The sequence below is a fragment of the Parageobacillus sp. G301 genome (assembly GCF_030268025.1).
Lineage (GTDB): Bacteria > Bacillota > Bacilli > Bacillales > Anoxybacillaceae > Parageobacillus_B > Parageobacillus_B toebii.
In genome coordinates this window covers 1,392,011-1,404,297 of record NZ_BSDB01000001.1, presented here as the reverse complement: position 1 = coordinate 1,404,297, position 12,287 = coordinate 1,392,011, and the positions used below count along the sequence as shown (strand labels likewise).

Here is a 12,287-nt window from a genome sequence, read left to right as displayed (position 1 = left end):
CTATACCTTCATCTGCCTAGTTGCATAATCTAACAATGCAACAAGTCGACAGGAAGGAGGAATGGGCATGTCTGGTCGTAAAAAATCTCGTGTTATTCATGTCGATAAGCTAATTATTCATGCTGACGATGTGATAATAGTTCCAAAAGGACGCATTCGCGATTCGTGGTTATTTCCGCATCGCGAAGATGTAGAAGCAATCGAAGATGTTCATGAAGAATCACCGCATGATGATCATAAGCATGATGATCATGAAGAGGAAAGAAGACCTTTTTCCTGGATTTAAGCATTTGGTGAAAATGGATGGGGGAAGCGTAAGTGGAACGCTTTAAAAACTATGGTCTTTGGCTTGCCATCGGTTCTTTTATCTTTTTGGCGCTGCAAACATTTGGCGTCGATATTGATTTAGGGAAGTACGAGCGTCTGTATGAAGCATTTTTAAGCATTCTCGTCATCGCAGGGATTATTAACAACCCATCTCTTGGCCGCGGTTTTTCTGACAAAGTGAATGAAGAAAAATAAGTATAAAGAAAAGGCTGTCCGGTTCTATGGACAGCCTAATTTTTTGTAAAAAATGACAATTATATTTTTCTGCAAAAAAATCCATTCTAACAATTGTAATCGATACTACCGCAATATTAGGGAGGGAATAAACATGACTGTTGCAACTCAAGTAAAACAAACGTTAGCAAGTTTAAAATCAGCTCAAGCAAGCTTCGAATCGTTCGCATTACAAACGGAAAATCAAGCAGCAAAACAACTTTATCAACAAGCAGCGCAACAAACACAAGCGATCGTTGATTTAGTCAACTCTCGCGTGCAAGAAATTCAAAACGAAGAGCCACAATATAAACAACAATAACACATGCTATTTTGCAGCGAGATCGAGTTTCCAAAGATGTTGAAAAAAGGTTGGTTATATACCAACCTTTTTTCGAACGAAATACATAAATGGATGGGTTGATGAGAATGAGAAAATGGTTGATTATGACGATTGTTATCGGCATATTAATGGGCGGCTGTGCGAATGAAAACAAAGTAAAGCAACAGTCGATGCAAGGATCTGATTTCATGGAAATAAATACAAATGGAGCGCAACAGGCTGCCATAAATCAGCAAGCGGCAGAACAAGCAGTTGCGCATCTTAAGGAAAGAGATGATATAAAAGATGTCGTTGCTGTAAACACAAGCAATAAACTGCTTGTCGCTTATCAAATAAAGCATATGCATCGATTTTATCGCAAACAAATCGAAAAAGAAATTGATCGTCAGTTAATACGTTTATTTCCAAATTATCAAATTGTTTCATCGAGTGATTTAAAAATTTTTTGGAAAACAGAAGAGTTGCGTGGCAAATTAGGAAATAAAAAATGGAATGAACGGAAAGTGGATCAACAAATAGAAAAGATCAAACAATTAAGCGAAGAGCTCACGTAAGGGGTGGCACCATGGCAAACGAGAAACGAAAAAAACTTACTCCCGTACAACAAGAATATCATTTATTTGAGAAAGAACGAGAAACGAAACGCCCTGTCTTGAAAAACTGTGTTCGCGCTTTCCTTATTGGCGGGCTAATTTGTACCATTGGGCAAGCGATATCGTATCTTTACATGTACTTTTTTGATTTTACGGAGCAAACGGTGGGAAATCCGACCGTTGCGACGATGGTATTTATTTCAATGATTTTAACCGGACTTGGAGTGTATGACCGGATTGCGCAATTTGCTGGGGCTGGAAGCGCTGTTCCTGTTACAGGCTTTGGGAATGCCGTTATTTCGGCAGCGATTGAGCATCGGACGGAAGGATTTGTGCTTGGGGTTGGCTCGAACATGTTCAAGCTGGCAGGGTCGGTTATTTTATTTGGTACGTTTTCCGCCTTTGCCGTTGCATTAGTGAAAACGATCGCAACGAAATGGGGTGGTTTATAATGCTAAAAGGGCATCGGACATGGGTGTTTGAAAACAAACCGACTATTTTGTCAACGGCGACTGTTGGAGGGCCGTTCGAGGCAAACGGCCGCATCGCCGATGATTTCGATCTGCTTCATGAAGATTTGTGGCTCGGTGAGGAATCGTATGAAAAGGCGCACAAAGTGCTGCTGGAAGAAGCGATGTTCAAAGCGATGGAAAAAGCGGGAATAGAAAAAGAGAAAGTGCAGTTTCTAATTGCCGGAGATCTTATTAACCAGATGACCCCGACTAGTTTTGCGGCACGAACGATTGGCGCTCCATATTTAGGGGTGTTTGGCGCCTGCTCTACTTCGATGGAAGGATTGGCGTTAAGTGCTTTTATTGTGAATTACGGTGGGGCAGACTATATATTGACAGGTGCGTCAAGTCATAATGCGGCGGTAGAGAAGCAATTCCGTTATCCAACGGAATACGGAGGGCAAAAGCCGCCAACCGCCCAATGGACAGTCACCGGGGCAGGTGTAGCGCTTATCAGCTCTCACGGCGACGGACCGCGTGTTACATCAGCGACGATCGGCCGAGTCATTGATATGGGATTGAGCGACCCGTTCAATATGGGAGGAGCGATGGCACCTGCGGCAGTAGATACGATCGAAGCACATTTGCGCGATATGCAAATTGATGCCTCTTACTATGACTTGATCGTCACCGGGGATTTAGGAAAGATCGGGCATGAAATATCGTTCGATTTATTGCGTCAACATGGAGTGAATGTAGAGGAAGATCGCTATCAAGACTGTGGATTGATTATTTACCGGGAAGGTCAGCCCGTATTAGCGGGAGCGAGCGGTGCTGGTTGTTCTGCCACTGTCGTATACGGGCATTTGTTAAACCGAATGAAACGAGGAGAGCTGAAAAGAATTCTCGTCGTTGCAACCGGCGCCCTTCTATCGCCGCTTTCGTTCCAGCAAAACGAAACGATTCCTTGCATTGCTCACGCGGTGGCGATCGAGTATGGAGGTGATGAATCATGATGTCGATGTTTTTTTGGGCGTTTGTTGTCGGTGGGCTTATTTGTGTTATTGGACAAATTTTGATGGATGTGTTCAAACTGACTCCTGCCCATACGTTGGCATCTCTGGTTGTCGTTGGCGCCATTTTAGATGGTTTCGGTTTATATGAGCCGCTCATTGATTTTGCTGGCGCTGGTGCAACGATTCCGATTACCAGTTTTGGGAATTCGCTAGTTCACGGGGCGCTTCAAGAGGCGGACAGACATGGCATTATTGGAGTGCTGACGGGAATGTTTGAAGTCACAAGTTCTGGTATTTCGGCAGCAATTGTATTTGGATTTATCGGTGCACTATTATTCCGACCAAAAGGATAAGGAGGAAAAGCGATGACCGTTGCCTCGCAAGTAAAACAAAGTCTAGCGAGCTTAAAGAGCATTCATGCCGGACTGCAAGGGCTTGCTCTCATTTCACAAGATGAAGAGGCGCAGAGAACGTTTCATGAGGCGATGATGATGATAGAGGAAATTATTGCTGATATAAAAAAGCGTATCGGCAAGCTGGAATTGGAGGAGCCTCAATATCATGGAAAGTAAGGAGCATGATCGATGCCAGCATGGTTAGAAGTAGCAATTCGTTCGGTTTTTATTATAATTGGGTTGTTTATCATTACACGGATATTAGGAAAAAAACAATTAGCAAAACTTTCGTTTTTTGAGTATATCGTCGGCATTACCATTGGCGACATTGCGGGAACGATGTCAATGGATTTAAGTATTAGTCTGGAGGAAGGAATTACAAGTATTTTAATTTGGGCGTTATTCCCGGTGGCTACTTCCCGTCTTTCACTGCGAAATAAAAAATTCCGCAACTTCGTTGAAGGCAATTCGACGGTCTTTATTAAAAACGGCAAAGTGTTAGAAGAAAATTTAAAACGGGAAAAATATACCGTCGATGAATTGCTCGAGCAGCTTCGCAAAAAAGATGTGTTTCGTGTGGCAGATGTGGAATTTGCGGTGCTTGAGCCGAACGGCGAGTTAAACGTGTTATTGAAACGGGAAAAACAGCCGTTAACCGTTGGGGACGTATTTCCAAACCCGCCGTCAGAAAAGGAGCCGCAAACAGTAATTATGGACGGCATGATTTTAGATGAGCCGCTTGCGACGATAGGGCTGAACCGCGGCTGGCTAAAACAGGAATTGGATAAACAAGGGGTGGCGATCGAGAATGTGTTTTTAGGCCAAGTAGACTCTTACGGTCAGCTGACGCTTGACTTGTATGACGATAAAATCCAAATTCCTGAGCCGCAAGAGAAAAAGCTGCTGCTAGCGGCGATCAAAAAAGTGCAGGCAGACTTTGAATTATTCGCTTTGCAAACAGAGTCAAAGGAAGCAAAAGAACTATATAAGACAAACGCTGAAAAAATGCAGAAACTATTGCAAAAAGTGGAGCCATTTTTACGAAACTAAAGGAGGCATATACTAAATGGAAAAAAAACGTATTCGGACGACAGACGAAGAAATTAAACTGGAATTAAAGAAAAACAGCCGTGCAAGCACCACCGATGAAGAAATATCGATTGAATTTATGTACAACGAAAACAATGTCACCCATCAGCCGAAAGATTATGAAGATATTGAGTATTAACAGACGTATTGGAAAGCAAAATTTTTCTAAGACGGCCATCGGCAATTAAAAAGCGTTTCTGTTCTTTGAACAAAAGCGCAAAATGCAAAGAAAGTTAGAAAAAGCCGCTAGGGAATATTCACCCGACAAGCGGCTTTTTTGTTTGCAAAAATTTATACGGTTAATGACTGCAAGAATTCTTTTACTTCTTCTGGTGTTTTCGCATTGGCGCTATGGAGATGAGCAATTTTTTCCCCATTTCGGAAGACGAGCAAACTTGGAATGCCCATCACTTGGTACTTTTCAGCAAGCTCTGGAAAATCGTCGCGATTAATTTCGAACCAATCGTATTGCGAATATTCGTTAACGATATCATCGATAAACATGTTCATTCTTGTGCAATCTGGGCACCATGTTGTATAAAACTTTACAATTACCGGTTTTTCCCCCGAAATGACCTCTTGGAATTGTTCTGTCGTTTGGAGCTCTTTCAATAGAATTTCCCCCTTGAATGAAGTAGTGTCCGCTTATACTTTATCACATTTTTGTGGAAAAAAAGAATTTATATGCCTTGGCACATTGTCCCCTAAATTGCATAAACAAATGGTAAGGAAGGAGGGGATAGGATGAGCCGCGAGTTGGAAAAAGCGCTGGAAACGTGGGCGAATTCTAAAAAGGAGGGACATGAGCAGTTTATTAAGCTGTTTGAACAATGGGGAAGAGACTTCGATAAAAAAATACAGGAAATCGAGAAGTTAAATAACCAATTTTTAAAAGGAGTCCAAGGAAACTTGGATTATATGAACAAGTGGTTTTCGAAAAAGGAAAACCAGTTTTCGAAGCTGTTTCGGATATTTGGGGAATAGATTTCCATATATGCCTATACCAGTTGCAAGCGTGATGAATACGATGAAGTAACAAAGCGTAAGGAGGTGCACTATTATGGGCTTTGGATGCTGCGGTTTCGGCGGATACGGAGGCTTCGGCTATGGAGGCTTTGGCTATGGCGGTTTCGGCCATGGCAGTAGCTTTGTGTTGATTGTTGTGTTGTTCATTTTGTTAATTATTGTCGGTGCTGCGTTTGTATACTAATGTCATGTAATGGGTGCGGGCTGTTCTATTCGACGGGCAGCTCGTACTTTTTCTTTCTGATGTATGCACTTATTGGTTTTCAATTCATACGATATAAGAGGAAAAGGAGGATTTGGTAAATGGATAATCAGTTTTTTAAAAATATCGAAAAGAAAACAGGCGTAAATATGAAAGACGTATTCGAATTAGCCAATTCTTTGCAAAATGCCAATTTTAAAGACGAAAAAACAGTGCGTCACGTCATCAAACGCGTCGCGCAAATCGCCAATCGGAAAGTGCCAAAAGAGCTAGAAGACCAAATCGTCAAAACGATCATTCAAAACGGAAAACAACTTGATTTTAGCACGATTGCTAACATGTTGAATAACAAAAAGTAAGCAAAAGGGAGTCTTCGGAATCGAAGCTCCCTTTTGTTCTTTATATTCCCTAAGAAAAAATGAATATTGGCAACTAAGGCGAATCAATTACAAAAAGACAGCCTTGAAAATCTATAATTATAAAAAATAGTAAACAAAGGAAATAAAAATGCGCAAAGGAATAGACGTTACAATGATTGCTTTCATTCCGAATGAAGCGTGCTGTTGTAGGGCATGGACAATATACAGAAGATATAAAGAAACTAGTGCAGCAAAATATGATATGGCGTGAAAATGATTGACTAAGTCACGAACGGCTTATGTATGAAAGGGAAATGAAATTGTATTTTCTCTTGGCTGCTATACGTACAGCATAACCGCTTATGTAACAACAGTGTACGCAACTATTCTTTATGGATTGCAGGAGCAGGGACCGTACCATCGTTTGATACGGTCTTAAAGCGATTTTACCATCGTTACATGAGGGATTCCAGCATCCATAAACACATCGGAAACAGTTTGATATCCAAGTTTTTGATAAAATGGCTCCGCATGTGTTTGCGCGTTCAGTTTTACTTTTGGGACACCTTGTTTTTTTGCAAACTGCTCAATCGCTTCCATAATCAGCTTTCCTGCCCCACTGCCGCGATATTGCGGCAAAACGCAAATTCGTTCGATCTTGCCTAGACCGTTATCGATCGTGCGAAATCTGCCGGCACCAATCGGTTTTTCCCCATCGTACAAAACAAAATGCATCGCTTCTTGCTCAAATTCATCAATTTCTTCTTCTTCCGGAACATGCTGCTCTTCGATAAATACGATTCGTCGAACAAGCAAGGCATCTTTGTATAAAGATGTATCATTTTTTGTTCCGATTGCTACGTTCATATTACTCTTGTTCCTTTCCTCCAACAAGAAATGTTTCATATACTGTCCATGAGCCGTTTTCCAGTTGATATAGAAGGTGGAAGCGGTCAACCGTTTCTTCAAAATGAACGTTTTGCATCCGTAATTGTCCGTATACATCAGCATATTCAGCGTTTGGCAAATCACGGCCGATGGTAATATGAGGGACAAATACGTATTCTGACTTATCAGCAAGGATTCCGCTGTGAAGCCGTTCATGGAGACGCTCGAGCGTTTCGTTCGGCTCCACTTTTAAATAAATAACATTGCTTGCCGGATAAAATGAGCTAAACTTTGTCACTTTTAACGGAATGACATCTGTTTCAGCGGCGATTTTGCGCAGTTCCTTCACAATTTCTTTAATTTGCTGGTCGTCAGCTTCAAAAGGCTCTTTTAAGGTTAAATGCGGCGGAATGAGGGCGTAATGGCTGTCGTAGCGCTTTCTATAGGAATTGGCAAAATCTTGTATTCGTTTCGAAGGAAATAAAGCAATACCATATTTCATAAAAACCCCTCCTTATGATAAGTAGTACTTAATTATAACAAAATTCCGAAAAACATAGTAGTGTTTACAAAGAAAGGATATGCGCGATTGCACGCGGAACGTCAGGCTGCCAATATGTCCATGCATGACCGCCATCAAATTCGTTGTATTCGTACAAAAATCCTTTTTGAATAAACGCTTCACGCGCCTTCCGATTTGGAGTGATAAAATCGCGCACGTTTCCGTCCGTCGTTTTCACTGCTGTTTCGTTTGTGCCCACCGAATGGTAAATTTGCAATAATGGCGGTTCCGAAAATTGTAAAATTTCCTCGATGATTCCTTCATCGATATATGGCGACTGCATCGCAATTTTTCCAAATGTATGCGGATACAATAATCCTGCCATTAGTGATACAGTGCCGCCAAGGGAATCGCCGATGAGCGCGCGTCCTTTTCCGATTTGGTACGTAGGAAACGTTTGATCTAAAAACGGAACGAGCTCATGTGCTAAAAAACGCAAATAACGGCTGTTTTTCTTTCCGTTTGGATGATATTTCTCATAGCGGTCCTTAACATCGCGATATGGAATTCCGATGACAATGGTGCGGTCAATCTCGCCGTTTTCCATCAGTTGTTCAATAACGCTTTTTATTTTCCCGTACATAAAATAATCTTTCCCATCCTGAGCGATAAGAAGAGAATACTTATGAAGCGGGGAAAACGAACTTGGCAAATAGGCAAGCAGCGTTATTTCCTCATCCAGCTCATCACTATAAATAGTGTAATCACGCATTGTCCCTTTTTGTAATGCCATGATGGATCCTCCAATAAAAACAGATTCACCTGTTATTGTAACATATTTTTGTAAAAACATGTTAACAAACACAGCGGATTATGATGAATATTTACATAAAAAAGCGCCGGGAGTTTTTCCAACGTATAAAAACAACATATCAATTTGAAAAATTTTAAAAATTCCTTGCAAACTCACAATAAATGAGGTACATTTTTAGTAATCAGAAAAAATGAATAGTGAAGGATGCATTCTTATCAAGAGAAGTGGAGGGAACTGGCCCTATGAAGCTTCAGCAACCAGCCAATTTTTGGCCAGGTGCTAAATCCAGCGAATTGAATTTTTTCAATTCGGCAGATAAGAAGAAGCACTGATCGACGTATGGAAAAGTCTTCTTCTTAGAAGACTTTTTTTATTTTATAGAAGAGGGAGAGATACAGATGGAGAAAATGGAAACGTTATTGGCGCAAATCGGAAACCGCAGTGACACGGTCACAGGAACGGTCAATCCGCCCGTCTATTTTTCGACCGCGTACCGTCATGAAGGAATCGGGAAGTCTACCGGATTTGACTACATTCGTACCGGCAATCCGACGCGGAAAATCGTCGAGGAAGCGATCGCAAAGCTAGAAGGAGGAGACCAAGGCTACGCGTTCAGCTCGGGCATGGCGGCCATTCAGACGGTTCTTGCGTTATTTGAAAGCGGGGATGAATTTCTCGTTTCCTCCGATTTATATGGAGGTACATATCGTTTATTTGAACGCGGCTGGCGAAAATACGGCTTGTCTTTTCATTATGTAGATTTTCGCGACATACGATTAGTAGAGAACTACATCACCGAAAAAACAAAAGCGATTTTTTTAGAAACACCGACGAACCCGTTAATGCAGGAAACGGACATTGCTGAAGTGGCAAAATTTGCGAAAAAACATGGACTGCTTCTCATTGTCGACAACACGTTTTACACACCAGTTTTTCAGCGTCCGATCGAGCAAGGAGCCGATATCGTCATCCATAGTGCAACAAAATATTTAGGAGGCCATAACGATGTGTTGGCAGGTCTCGTCGTTGCGAAGGGGGAGGAACTTTGCAAGCGGCTCGCGGAATATCAGAACGCAATTGGCGCTGTGCTTTCACCGTTTGATTCGTGGCTGCTTATTCGCGGCATGAAGACGCTGGCGCTTCGGATGCGACAGCACGAAGAAAACGCGAAACGAATCAGTGAATTTTTAGCGGCGCATGAAGATATTACTGATGTATTATACCCGGGAAGAGGCGGCATGTTGTCGTTCCGCTTGCGCGAAGAAAAATGGGTCAACCGCTTTTTGCAAAGTTTACGATTAATTACATTCGCCGAAAGTTTAGGTGGAGTCGAAAGCTTTATTACATATCCAGCAACGCAAACACATGCCGATATTCCAGAAGAAATCCGCATCGCCAACGGTGTCTGTAACCGGCTGCTTCGTTTCTCTGTCGGCATCGAGCATGTCGAAGATTTAATTTCTGACTTATCGCAAGCGTTAAAAAGTATGAAAGAGGTGTAGGGAGATGGAACAACACGTATCTTTTCAAACGAAACTGCTCCATAATAAATGGAAAATGGATCCTCAAACGGGAGCGGTCAGTGTGCCGATTCAGCACGCTTCCACGTTCCATCAATTTGATTTTGACACATTCGGCAAATATGATTATAGCCGCTCAGGCAATCCGACGCGCGAAGCGTTGGAAGAGACGATTGCGGCGTTAGAAGGAGGGGTGCGCGGTTTCGCCTTCTCATCCGGAATGGCGGCGATTTCCACCGCTTTTCTCCTCTTGTCCAAAGGCGATCATGTGCTTGTGACGGAAGACGTTTACGGCGGTACGTACCGAATGATTACCGAGGTATTGAGCCGCTTTGGCATTGAATATACGTTCGTTGATATGACGGATTTGCATGAAGTAGCTTCCCATATTCGCCCGAATACAAAAGTCATTTACGTTGAAACCCCATCGAATCCGCTTTTAAAAGTGACCGATATTCGCGGGATTGTGAAGCTTGCGAAGGCAAATGGCTGTTTAACGTTTTTAGATAATACGTTTATGACTCCCGCTCTGCAGCGTCCGCTCGATCTTGGTGTCGATGTCGTCCTTCATAGCGCGACGAAATTTTTATCGGGGCATAGCGACGTTGTTGCCGGGCTTGCTGTTGTAAAAGACGAGGAACTTGCCAAACAGCTGTACAAATTGCAAAACTCTTTCGGAGCGGTGCTCGGCGTCCAAGACGCATGGCTTGTGTTGCGCGGATTAAAGACGCTGCACGTCCGCCTCGAACAATCGTCGCAATCCGCGCTTGCCATCGCCCGTTATTTAGCAAACCATCCAAAAGTGGAAGAAGTGTATTATCCAGGGCTTACGTATCATCCGGGCCATGCGATTCAGCGCTACCAAGCATCAGGCTTTGGCGCGGTATTATCGTTCCGCCTTGCCGATGAAGAAGCGGTCCGAACGTTTGTAAAGCATGTTCGCATCCCCGTATTTGCCGTCAGCTTAGGAGCAGTCGAATCGATTTTATCGTATCCTGCCAAAATGTCACATGCGGCGATGCCGAAAGAAGAACGGGAGCGGCGCGGCATCACGGACGGCTTGCTGCGTCTTAGTGTCGGCCTTGAAGCCGCTGACGATCTAATTGCCGATTTCGAGCAAGCACTGTCATATGTCAAAGAAACATCATCATCCACTGTTTCAGCACGATAAAATAAAAAGGTATGCGCCAAAAGAAGCTGCCTCGCGCATACCTTTTCGTTTATTCTGTCAAATGAAATGTCTCTGCTGATAATATAATCATGTGATCAAAGGAATAAATATAGAGCGCTAAATAACATAATGATGTATTGAAAGCGGGGATTTACGATCGTTCTTGCCCTATTGCCTGTACGCGACAATGCTGTATAGAGATTAACACCCAAAATCGCTAGATGAAAATTTTTTAAAAAAGTATTTGACAAAGATCAGGCATATCCATATAATAATAGATGTGTTCAACAGAATATGATTCCGTAGCTCAGCTGGGAGAGCGCCACCTTGACAGGGTGGAGGTCGCTGGTTCGAGCCCAGTCGGAATCATCGGGTAAAGAAGCCGTAAATCCTTGATATACAAGGGTTTACGGTTTTTTGTTTTTATATAAACGAACTCAGCTCTCTTGTGGTCACAATTTTGGTCACAGATACAACATTCTAGCTATTAAACAGTTGGCTTGCAAGACGTTTAGATGCTTTTTTTGCATGTTAGGCAAAACATGTGAATAAGTGTCCAGCGTGATTTTTACACTACTATGATCTAATCGTTCTGATATGAGCTTGATGTTTTCTCCTTGTTGTAGCATCAAACTTGCGTGTGTATGTCTTAAATCATGGAATCGGATTTTAGGTAGATTGTCCTTGTCAGAGAATAAAAAGGGATAACACCCTCATTCCCTGACAAGACCAGCAAACAGAATACGATAAAAAAACTTACATTTTAAAATCCCTTCAAGAATTTGTTTTTGTTCCATTTGCCTTTTTATATCAGAAGGCCATTTTTTATTAATCAATGTGTGTTGCTGTCTAGGATCTAAATTTTAAAGTTAGGAATATACTTCTCAGGATTTTTAATTTTATTTTGATGCTCAGCAATCTGTTTATTTAATTGAATTTATTGCTTTTCTAATTTCATCTGGAGACTTATTTAATTGTTTATAAAATAAGAATGCTTTCCTCCACTTTTAGCAATAGCATAAGCATTTTTAGCGCCCTTAACAACCACCTCATCCCCAGTTTTTCTGTTATGTTCAACGCCGTTTCTTTTACTTCTTTTTCGACTCCGCTCATCCATACGCGGGGTGTTGGACCAATTCCAGCCAAGGCTGGCTGCGGCCCCTGTAGGACAGAGCCAACATTCTCGAGAAAGTTTTTGGATTTTCCTTGCTTACGTACTCTTGAAACCCAGGATAAAATAATAAAAAAGAGCCAACTGTATTATTGTTGACCCTTTCTTGTAAATGTACCGCATCCGGTTTGTACATCAACTTTATGAATATAGGAATTCCCATTGTGGTTACGATTCCGGGATCGAAAGTCCGCCGAGATAAAAAT

General features: G+C 42.1%; 20 protein-coding genes, 1 tRNA gene, 1 pseudogene and 1 riboswitch. Of the genes and pseudogenes, 16 read left to right on the top strand and 6 right to left on the bottom strand.

Going from position 1 to position 12,287, the window contains the following annotated elements:
- The first annotated feature begins 67 nt into the window (after positions 1–67).
- From QSJ37_RS07165 to QSJ37_RS07120, 10 genes are all read left to right on the top strand, one after another.
- Entirely contained in the window at positions 68–286 is a 219-nt protein-coding gene (locus QSJ37_RS07165) for a hypothetical protein (protein ID WP_285754504.1), read from the top strand.
- 32 nt (positions 287–318) lie between these two features.
- Positions 319–522, top strand: a complete 204-nt coding sequence (locus QSJ37_RS07160; RefSeq protein WP_285754503.1) for a phage holin family protein — start codon at positions 319–321, stop codon at positions 520–522.
- 133 nt (positions 523–655) lie between these two features.
- On the top strand, positions 656–862 hold the full coding sequence (locus tag QSJ37_RS07155; protein ID WP_285754502.1) for a DUF1657 domain-containing protein: 207 nt from the start codon (positions 656–658) through the stop codon (positions 860–862).
- Positions 863–969: 107 nt separating this feature from the next.
- A complete protein-coding gene (locus QSJ37_RS07150; RefSeq protein ID WP_285754501.1) occupies positions 970–1,437 on the top strand; it encodes a YhcN/YlaJ family sporulation lipoprotein in 468 nt (155 codons plus the stop codon).
- An 11-nt stretch (positions 1,438–1,448) separates the two neighbouring features.
- Positions 1,449–1,928, top strand: a complete 480-nt coding sequence (gene spoVAC, locus QSJ37_RS07145) for a stage V sporulation protein AC (protein WP_285754500.1) — start codon at positions 1,449–1,451, stop codon at positions 1,926–1,928.
- Positions 1,928–2,944, top strand: coding sequence for a stage V sporulation protein AD (spoVAD, locus tag QSJ37_RS07140; RefSeq protein ID WP_081189630.1), 1,017 nt, complete (start codon positions 1,928–1,930; stop codon positions 2,942–2,944). The genes spoVAC and spoVAD overlap by 1 nt, the downstream gene beginning before the upstream one ends.
- Positions 2,941–3,297, top strand: coding sequence for a stage V sporulation protein AE (spoVAE, locus tag QSJ37_RS07135; protein WP_062679095.1), 357 nt, complete (start codon positions 2,941–2,943; stop codon positions 3,295–3,297). Before spoVAD ends, spoVAE begins: the two co-directional genes overlap by 4 nt.
- 12 nt (positions 3,298–3,309) lie before the next feature.
- On the top strand, positions 3,310–3,516 hold the full coding sequence (locus QSJ37_RS07130) for a DUF1657 domain-containing protein (RefSeq protein ID WP_285754499.1): 207 nt from the start codon (positions 3,310–3,312) through the stop codon (positions 3,514–3,516).
- Positions 3,517–3,528: 12 nt separating this feature from the next.
- Positions 3,529–4,389: a DUF421 domain-containing protein gene (locus QSJ37_RS07125; RefSeq protein ID WP_285754498.1), complete on the top strand. Its 861-nt coding sequence runs from the start codon at positions 3,529–3,531 to the stop codon at positions 4,387–4,389.
- A gap of 16 nt (positions 4,390–4,405) precedes the next feature.
- Positions 4,406–4,567, top strand: coding sequence for a hypothetical protein (locus tag QSJ37_RS07120; protein ID WP_012749478.1), 162 nt, complete (start codon positions 4,406–4,408; stop codon positions 4,565–4,567).
- Positions 4,568–4,719: 152 nt separating this feature from the next.
- Here QSJ37_RS07120 and QSJ37_RS07115 read toward each other — a convergent pair whose 3' ends face one another.
- Positions 4,720–5,040 (bottom strand): thioredoxin family protein, encoded by a 321-nt coding sequence (locus QSJ37_RS07115; RefSeq protein WP_062753718.1) that lies wholly within the window; start codon positions 5,038–5,040, stop codon positions 4,720–4,722.
- A 132-nt stretch (positions 5,041–5,172) separates the two neighbouring features.
- Here QSJ37_RS07115 and QSJ37_RS07110 point away from each other — a divergent pair, with 132 nt between their 5' ends.
- From QSJ37_RS07110 to spoVIF, 3 genes are all read left to right on the top strand, one after another.
- A complete protein-coding gene (locus QSJ37_RS07110) occupies positions 5,173–5,412 on the top strand; it encodes a hypothetical protein (protein WP_012749480.1) in 240 nt (79 codons plus the stop codon).
- A gap of 76 nt (positions 5,413–5,488) precedes the next feature.
- A complete protein-coding gene (locus QSJ37_RS07105) occupies positions 5,489–5,638 on the top strand; it encodes a YjcZ family sporulation protein (protein ID WP_012749481.1) in 150 nt (49 codons plus the stop codon).
- 119 nt (positions 5,639–5,757) lie between these two features.
- Entirely contained in the window at positions 5,758–6,015 is a 258-nt protein-coding gene (gene spoVIF / locus QSJ37_RS07100) for a sporulation-specific transcription regulator SpoVIF (protein ID WP_012749482.1), read from the top strand.
- A gap of 435 nt (positions 6,016–6,450) precedes the next feature.
- Here the strand turns inward: spoVIF and QSJ37_RS07095 are convergent, their stop codons facing one another.
- The 3 genes from QSJ37_RS07095 to QSJ37_RS07085 all read right to left on the bottom strand — a co-directional run bounded on the left by QSJ37_RS07095 (position 6,451) and on the right by QSJ37_RS07085 (position 8,198).
- Complete coding sequence (locus QSJ37_RS07095; protein ID WP_062753716.1) at positions 6,451–6,882, bottom strand: GNAT family N-acetyltransferase; 432 nt, start codon at positions 6,880–6,882, stop codon at positions 6,451–6,453.
- A 1-nt stretch (position 6,883) separates the two neighbouring features.
- Positions 6,884–7,405, bottom strand: coding sequence for a YjcG family protein (locus QSJ37_RS07090; RefSeq protein WP_285754497.1), 522 nt, complete (start codon positions 7,403–7,405; stop codon positions 6,884–6,886).
- 64 nt (positions 7,406–7,469) lie between these two features.
- Positions 7,470–8,198 (bottom strand): alpha/beta hydrolase, encoded by a 729-nt coding sequence (locus QSJ37_RS07085; RefSeq protein WP_285754496.1) that lies wholly within the window; start codon positions 8,196–8,198, stop codon positions 7,470–7,472.
- 230 nt (positions 8,199–8,428) lie between these two features.
- Positions 8,429–8,541: riboswitch (SAM riboswitch) on the top strand.
- A gap of 76 nt (positions 8,542–8,617) precedes the next feature.
- On the opposite strand from QSJ37_RS07085, the gene QSJ37_RS07080 reads away from it, so the two are divergent.
- From QSJ37_RS07080 to QSJ37_RS07070, 3 genes are all read left to right on the top strand, one after another.
- A complete protein-coding gene (locus QSJ37_RS07080) occupies positions 8,618–9,721 on the top strand; it encodes a methionine biosynthesis PLP-dependent protein (protein ID WP_012749486.1) in 1,104 nt (367 codons plus the stop codon).
- 4 nt (positions 9,722–9,725) lie between these two features.
- On the top strand, positions 9,726–10,910 hold the full coding sequence (gene metC, locus QSJ37_RS07075; RefSeq protein WP_062679091.1) for a cystathionine beta-lyase: 1,185 nt from the start codon (positions 9,726–9,728) through the stop codon (positions 10,908–10,910).
- Positions 10,911–11,206: 296 nt separating this feature from the next.
- Positions 11,207–11,279 (top strand) — tRNA-Val (locus QSJ37_RS07070).
- A gap of 95 nt (positions 11,280–11,374) precedes the next feature.
- On the opposite strand, the pseudogene QSJ37_RS07065 reads toward QSJ37_RS07070, so the two are convergent.
- Together QSJ37_RS07065 and QSJ37_RS07060 are read right to left on the bottom strand one after the other, a co-directional pair.
- Positions 11,375–11,596, bottom strand: a pseudogene (locus QSJ37_RS07065) (tyrosine-type recombinase/integrase); the annotation flags it as partial.
- Positions 11,597–11,888: 292 nt separating this feature from the next.
- Complete coding sequence (locus tag QSJ37_RS07060; RefSeq protein WP_285754800.1) at positions 11,889–12,056, bottom strand: hypothetical protein; 168 nt, start codon at positions 12,054–12,056, stop codon at positions 11,889–11,891.
- Positions 12,057–12,287 lie beyond the last annotated feature (231 nt).

What these genes read in the sequence shown, in the direction of transcription:
- QSJ37_RS07090 (WP_285754497.1), bottom strand. Translation starts at nt 7,405, where the DNA reads ATGAAATATGGTATTGCTTTATTTCCTTCGAAACGAATACAAGATTTT.
- QSJ37_RS07165 (WP_285754504.1), top strand. Translation starts at nt 68, where the DNA reads ATGTCTGGTCGTAAAAAATCTCGTGTTATTCATGTCGATAAGCTAATT.
- spoVAD (WP_081189630.1), top strand. Translation starts at nt 1,928, where the DNA reads ATGCTAAAAGGGCATCGGACATGGGTGTTTGAAAACAAACCGACTATT.
- QSJ37_RS07085 (WP_285754496.1), bottom strand. Translation starts at nt 8,198, where the DNA reads ATGGCATTACAAAAAGGGACAATGCGTGATTACACTATTTATAGTGAT.
- metC (WP_062679091.1), top strand. Translation starts at nt 9,726, where the DNA reads ATGGAACAACACGTATCTTTTCAAACGAAACTGCTCCATAATAAATGG.
- spoVAE (WP_062679095.1), top strand. Translation starts at nt 2,941, where the DNA reads ATGATGTCGATGTTTTTTTGGGCGTTTGTTGTCGGTGGGCTTATTTGT.
- QSJ37_RS07110 (WP_012749480.1), top strand. Translation starts at nt 5,173, where the DNA reads ATGAGCCGCGAGTTGGAAAAAGCGCTGGAAACGTGGGCGAATTCTAAA.
- QSJ37_RS07080 (WP_012749486.1), top strand. Translation starts at nt 8,618, where the DNA reads ATGGAGAAAATGGAAACGTTATTGGCGCAAATCGGAAACCGCAGTGAC.
- QSJ37_RS07155 (WP_285754502.1), top strand. Translation starts at nt 656, where the DNA reads ATGACTGTTGCAACTCAAGTAAAACAAACGTTAGCAAGTTTAAAATCA.
- QSJ37_RS07130 (WP_285754499.1), top strand. Translation starts at nt 3,310, where the DNA reads ATGACCGTTGCCTCGCAAGTAAAACAAAGTCTAGCGAGCTTAAAGAGC.
- spoVIF (WP_012749482.1), top strand. Translation starts at nt 5,758, where the DNA reads ATGGATAATCAGTTTTTTAAAAATATCGAAAAGAAAACAGGCGTAAAT.
- QSJ37_RS07105 (WP_012749481.1), top strand. Translation starts at nt 5,489, where the DNA reads ATGGGCTTTGGATGCTGCGGTTTCGGCGGATACGGAGGCTTCGGCTAT.
- spoVAC (WP_285754500.1), top strand. Translation starts at nt 1,449, where the DNA reads ATGGCAAACGAGAAACGAAAAAAACTTACTCCCGTACAACAAGAATAT.
- QSJ37_RS07095 (WP_062753716.1), bottom strand. Translation starts at nt 6,882, where the DNA reads ATGAACGTAGCAATCGGAACAAAAAATGATACATCTTTATACAAAGAT.
- QSJ37_RS07125 (WP_285754498.1), top strand. Translation starts at nt 3,529, where the DNA reads ATGCCAGCATGGTTAGAAGTAGCAATTCGTTCGGTTTTTATTATAATT.
- QSJ37_RS07120 (WP_012749478.1), top strand. Translation starts at nt 4,406, where the DNA reads ATGGAAAAAAAACGTATTCGGACGACAGACGAAGAAATTAAACTGGAA.
- QSJ37_RS07150 (WP_285754501.1), top strand. Translation starts at nt 970, where the DNA reads ATGAGAAAATGGTTGATTATGACGATTGTTATCGGCATATTAATGGGC.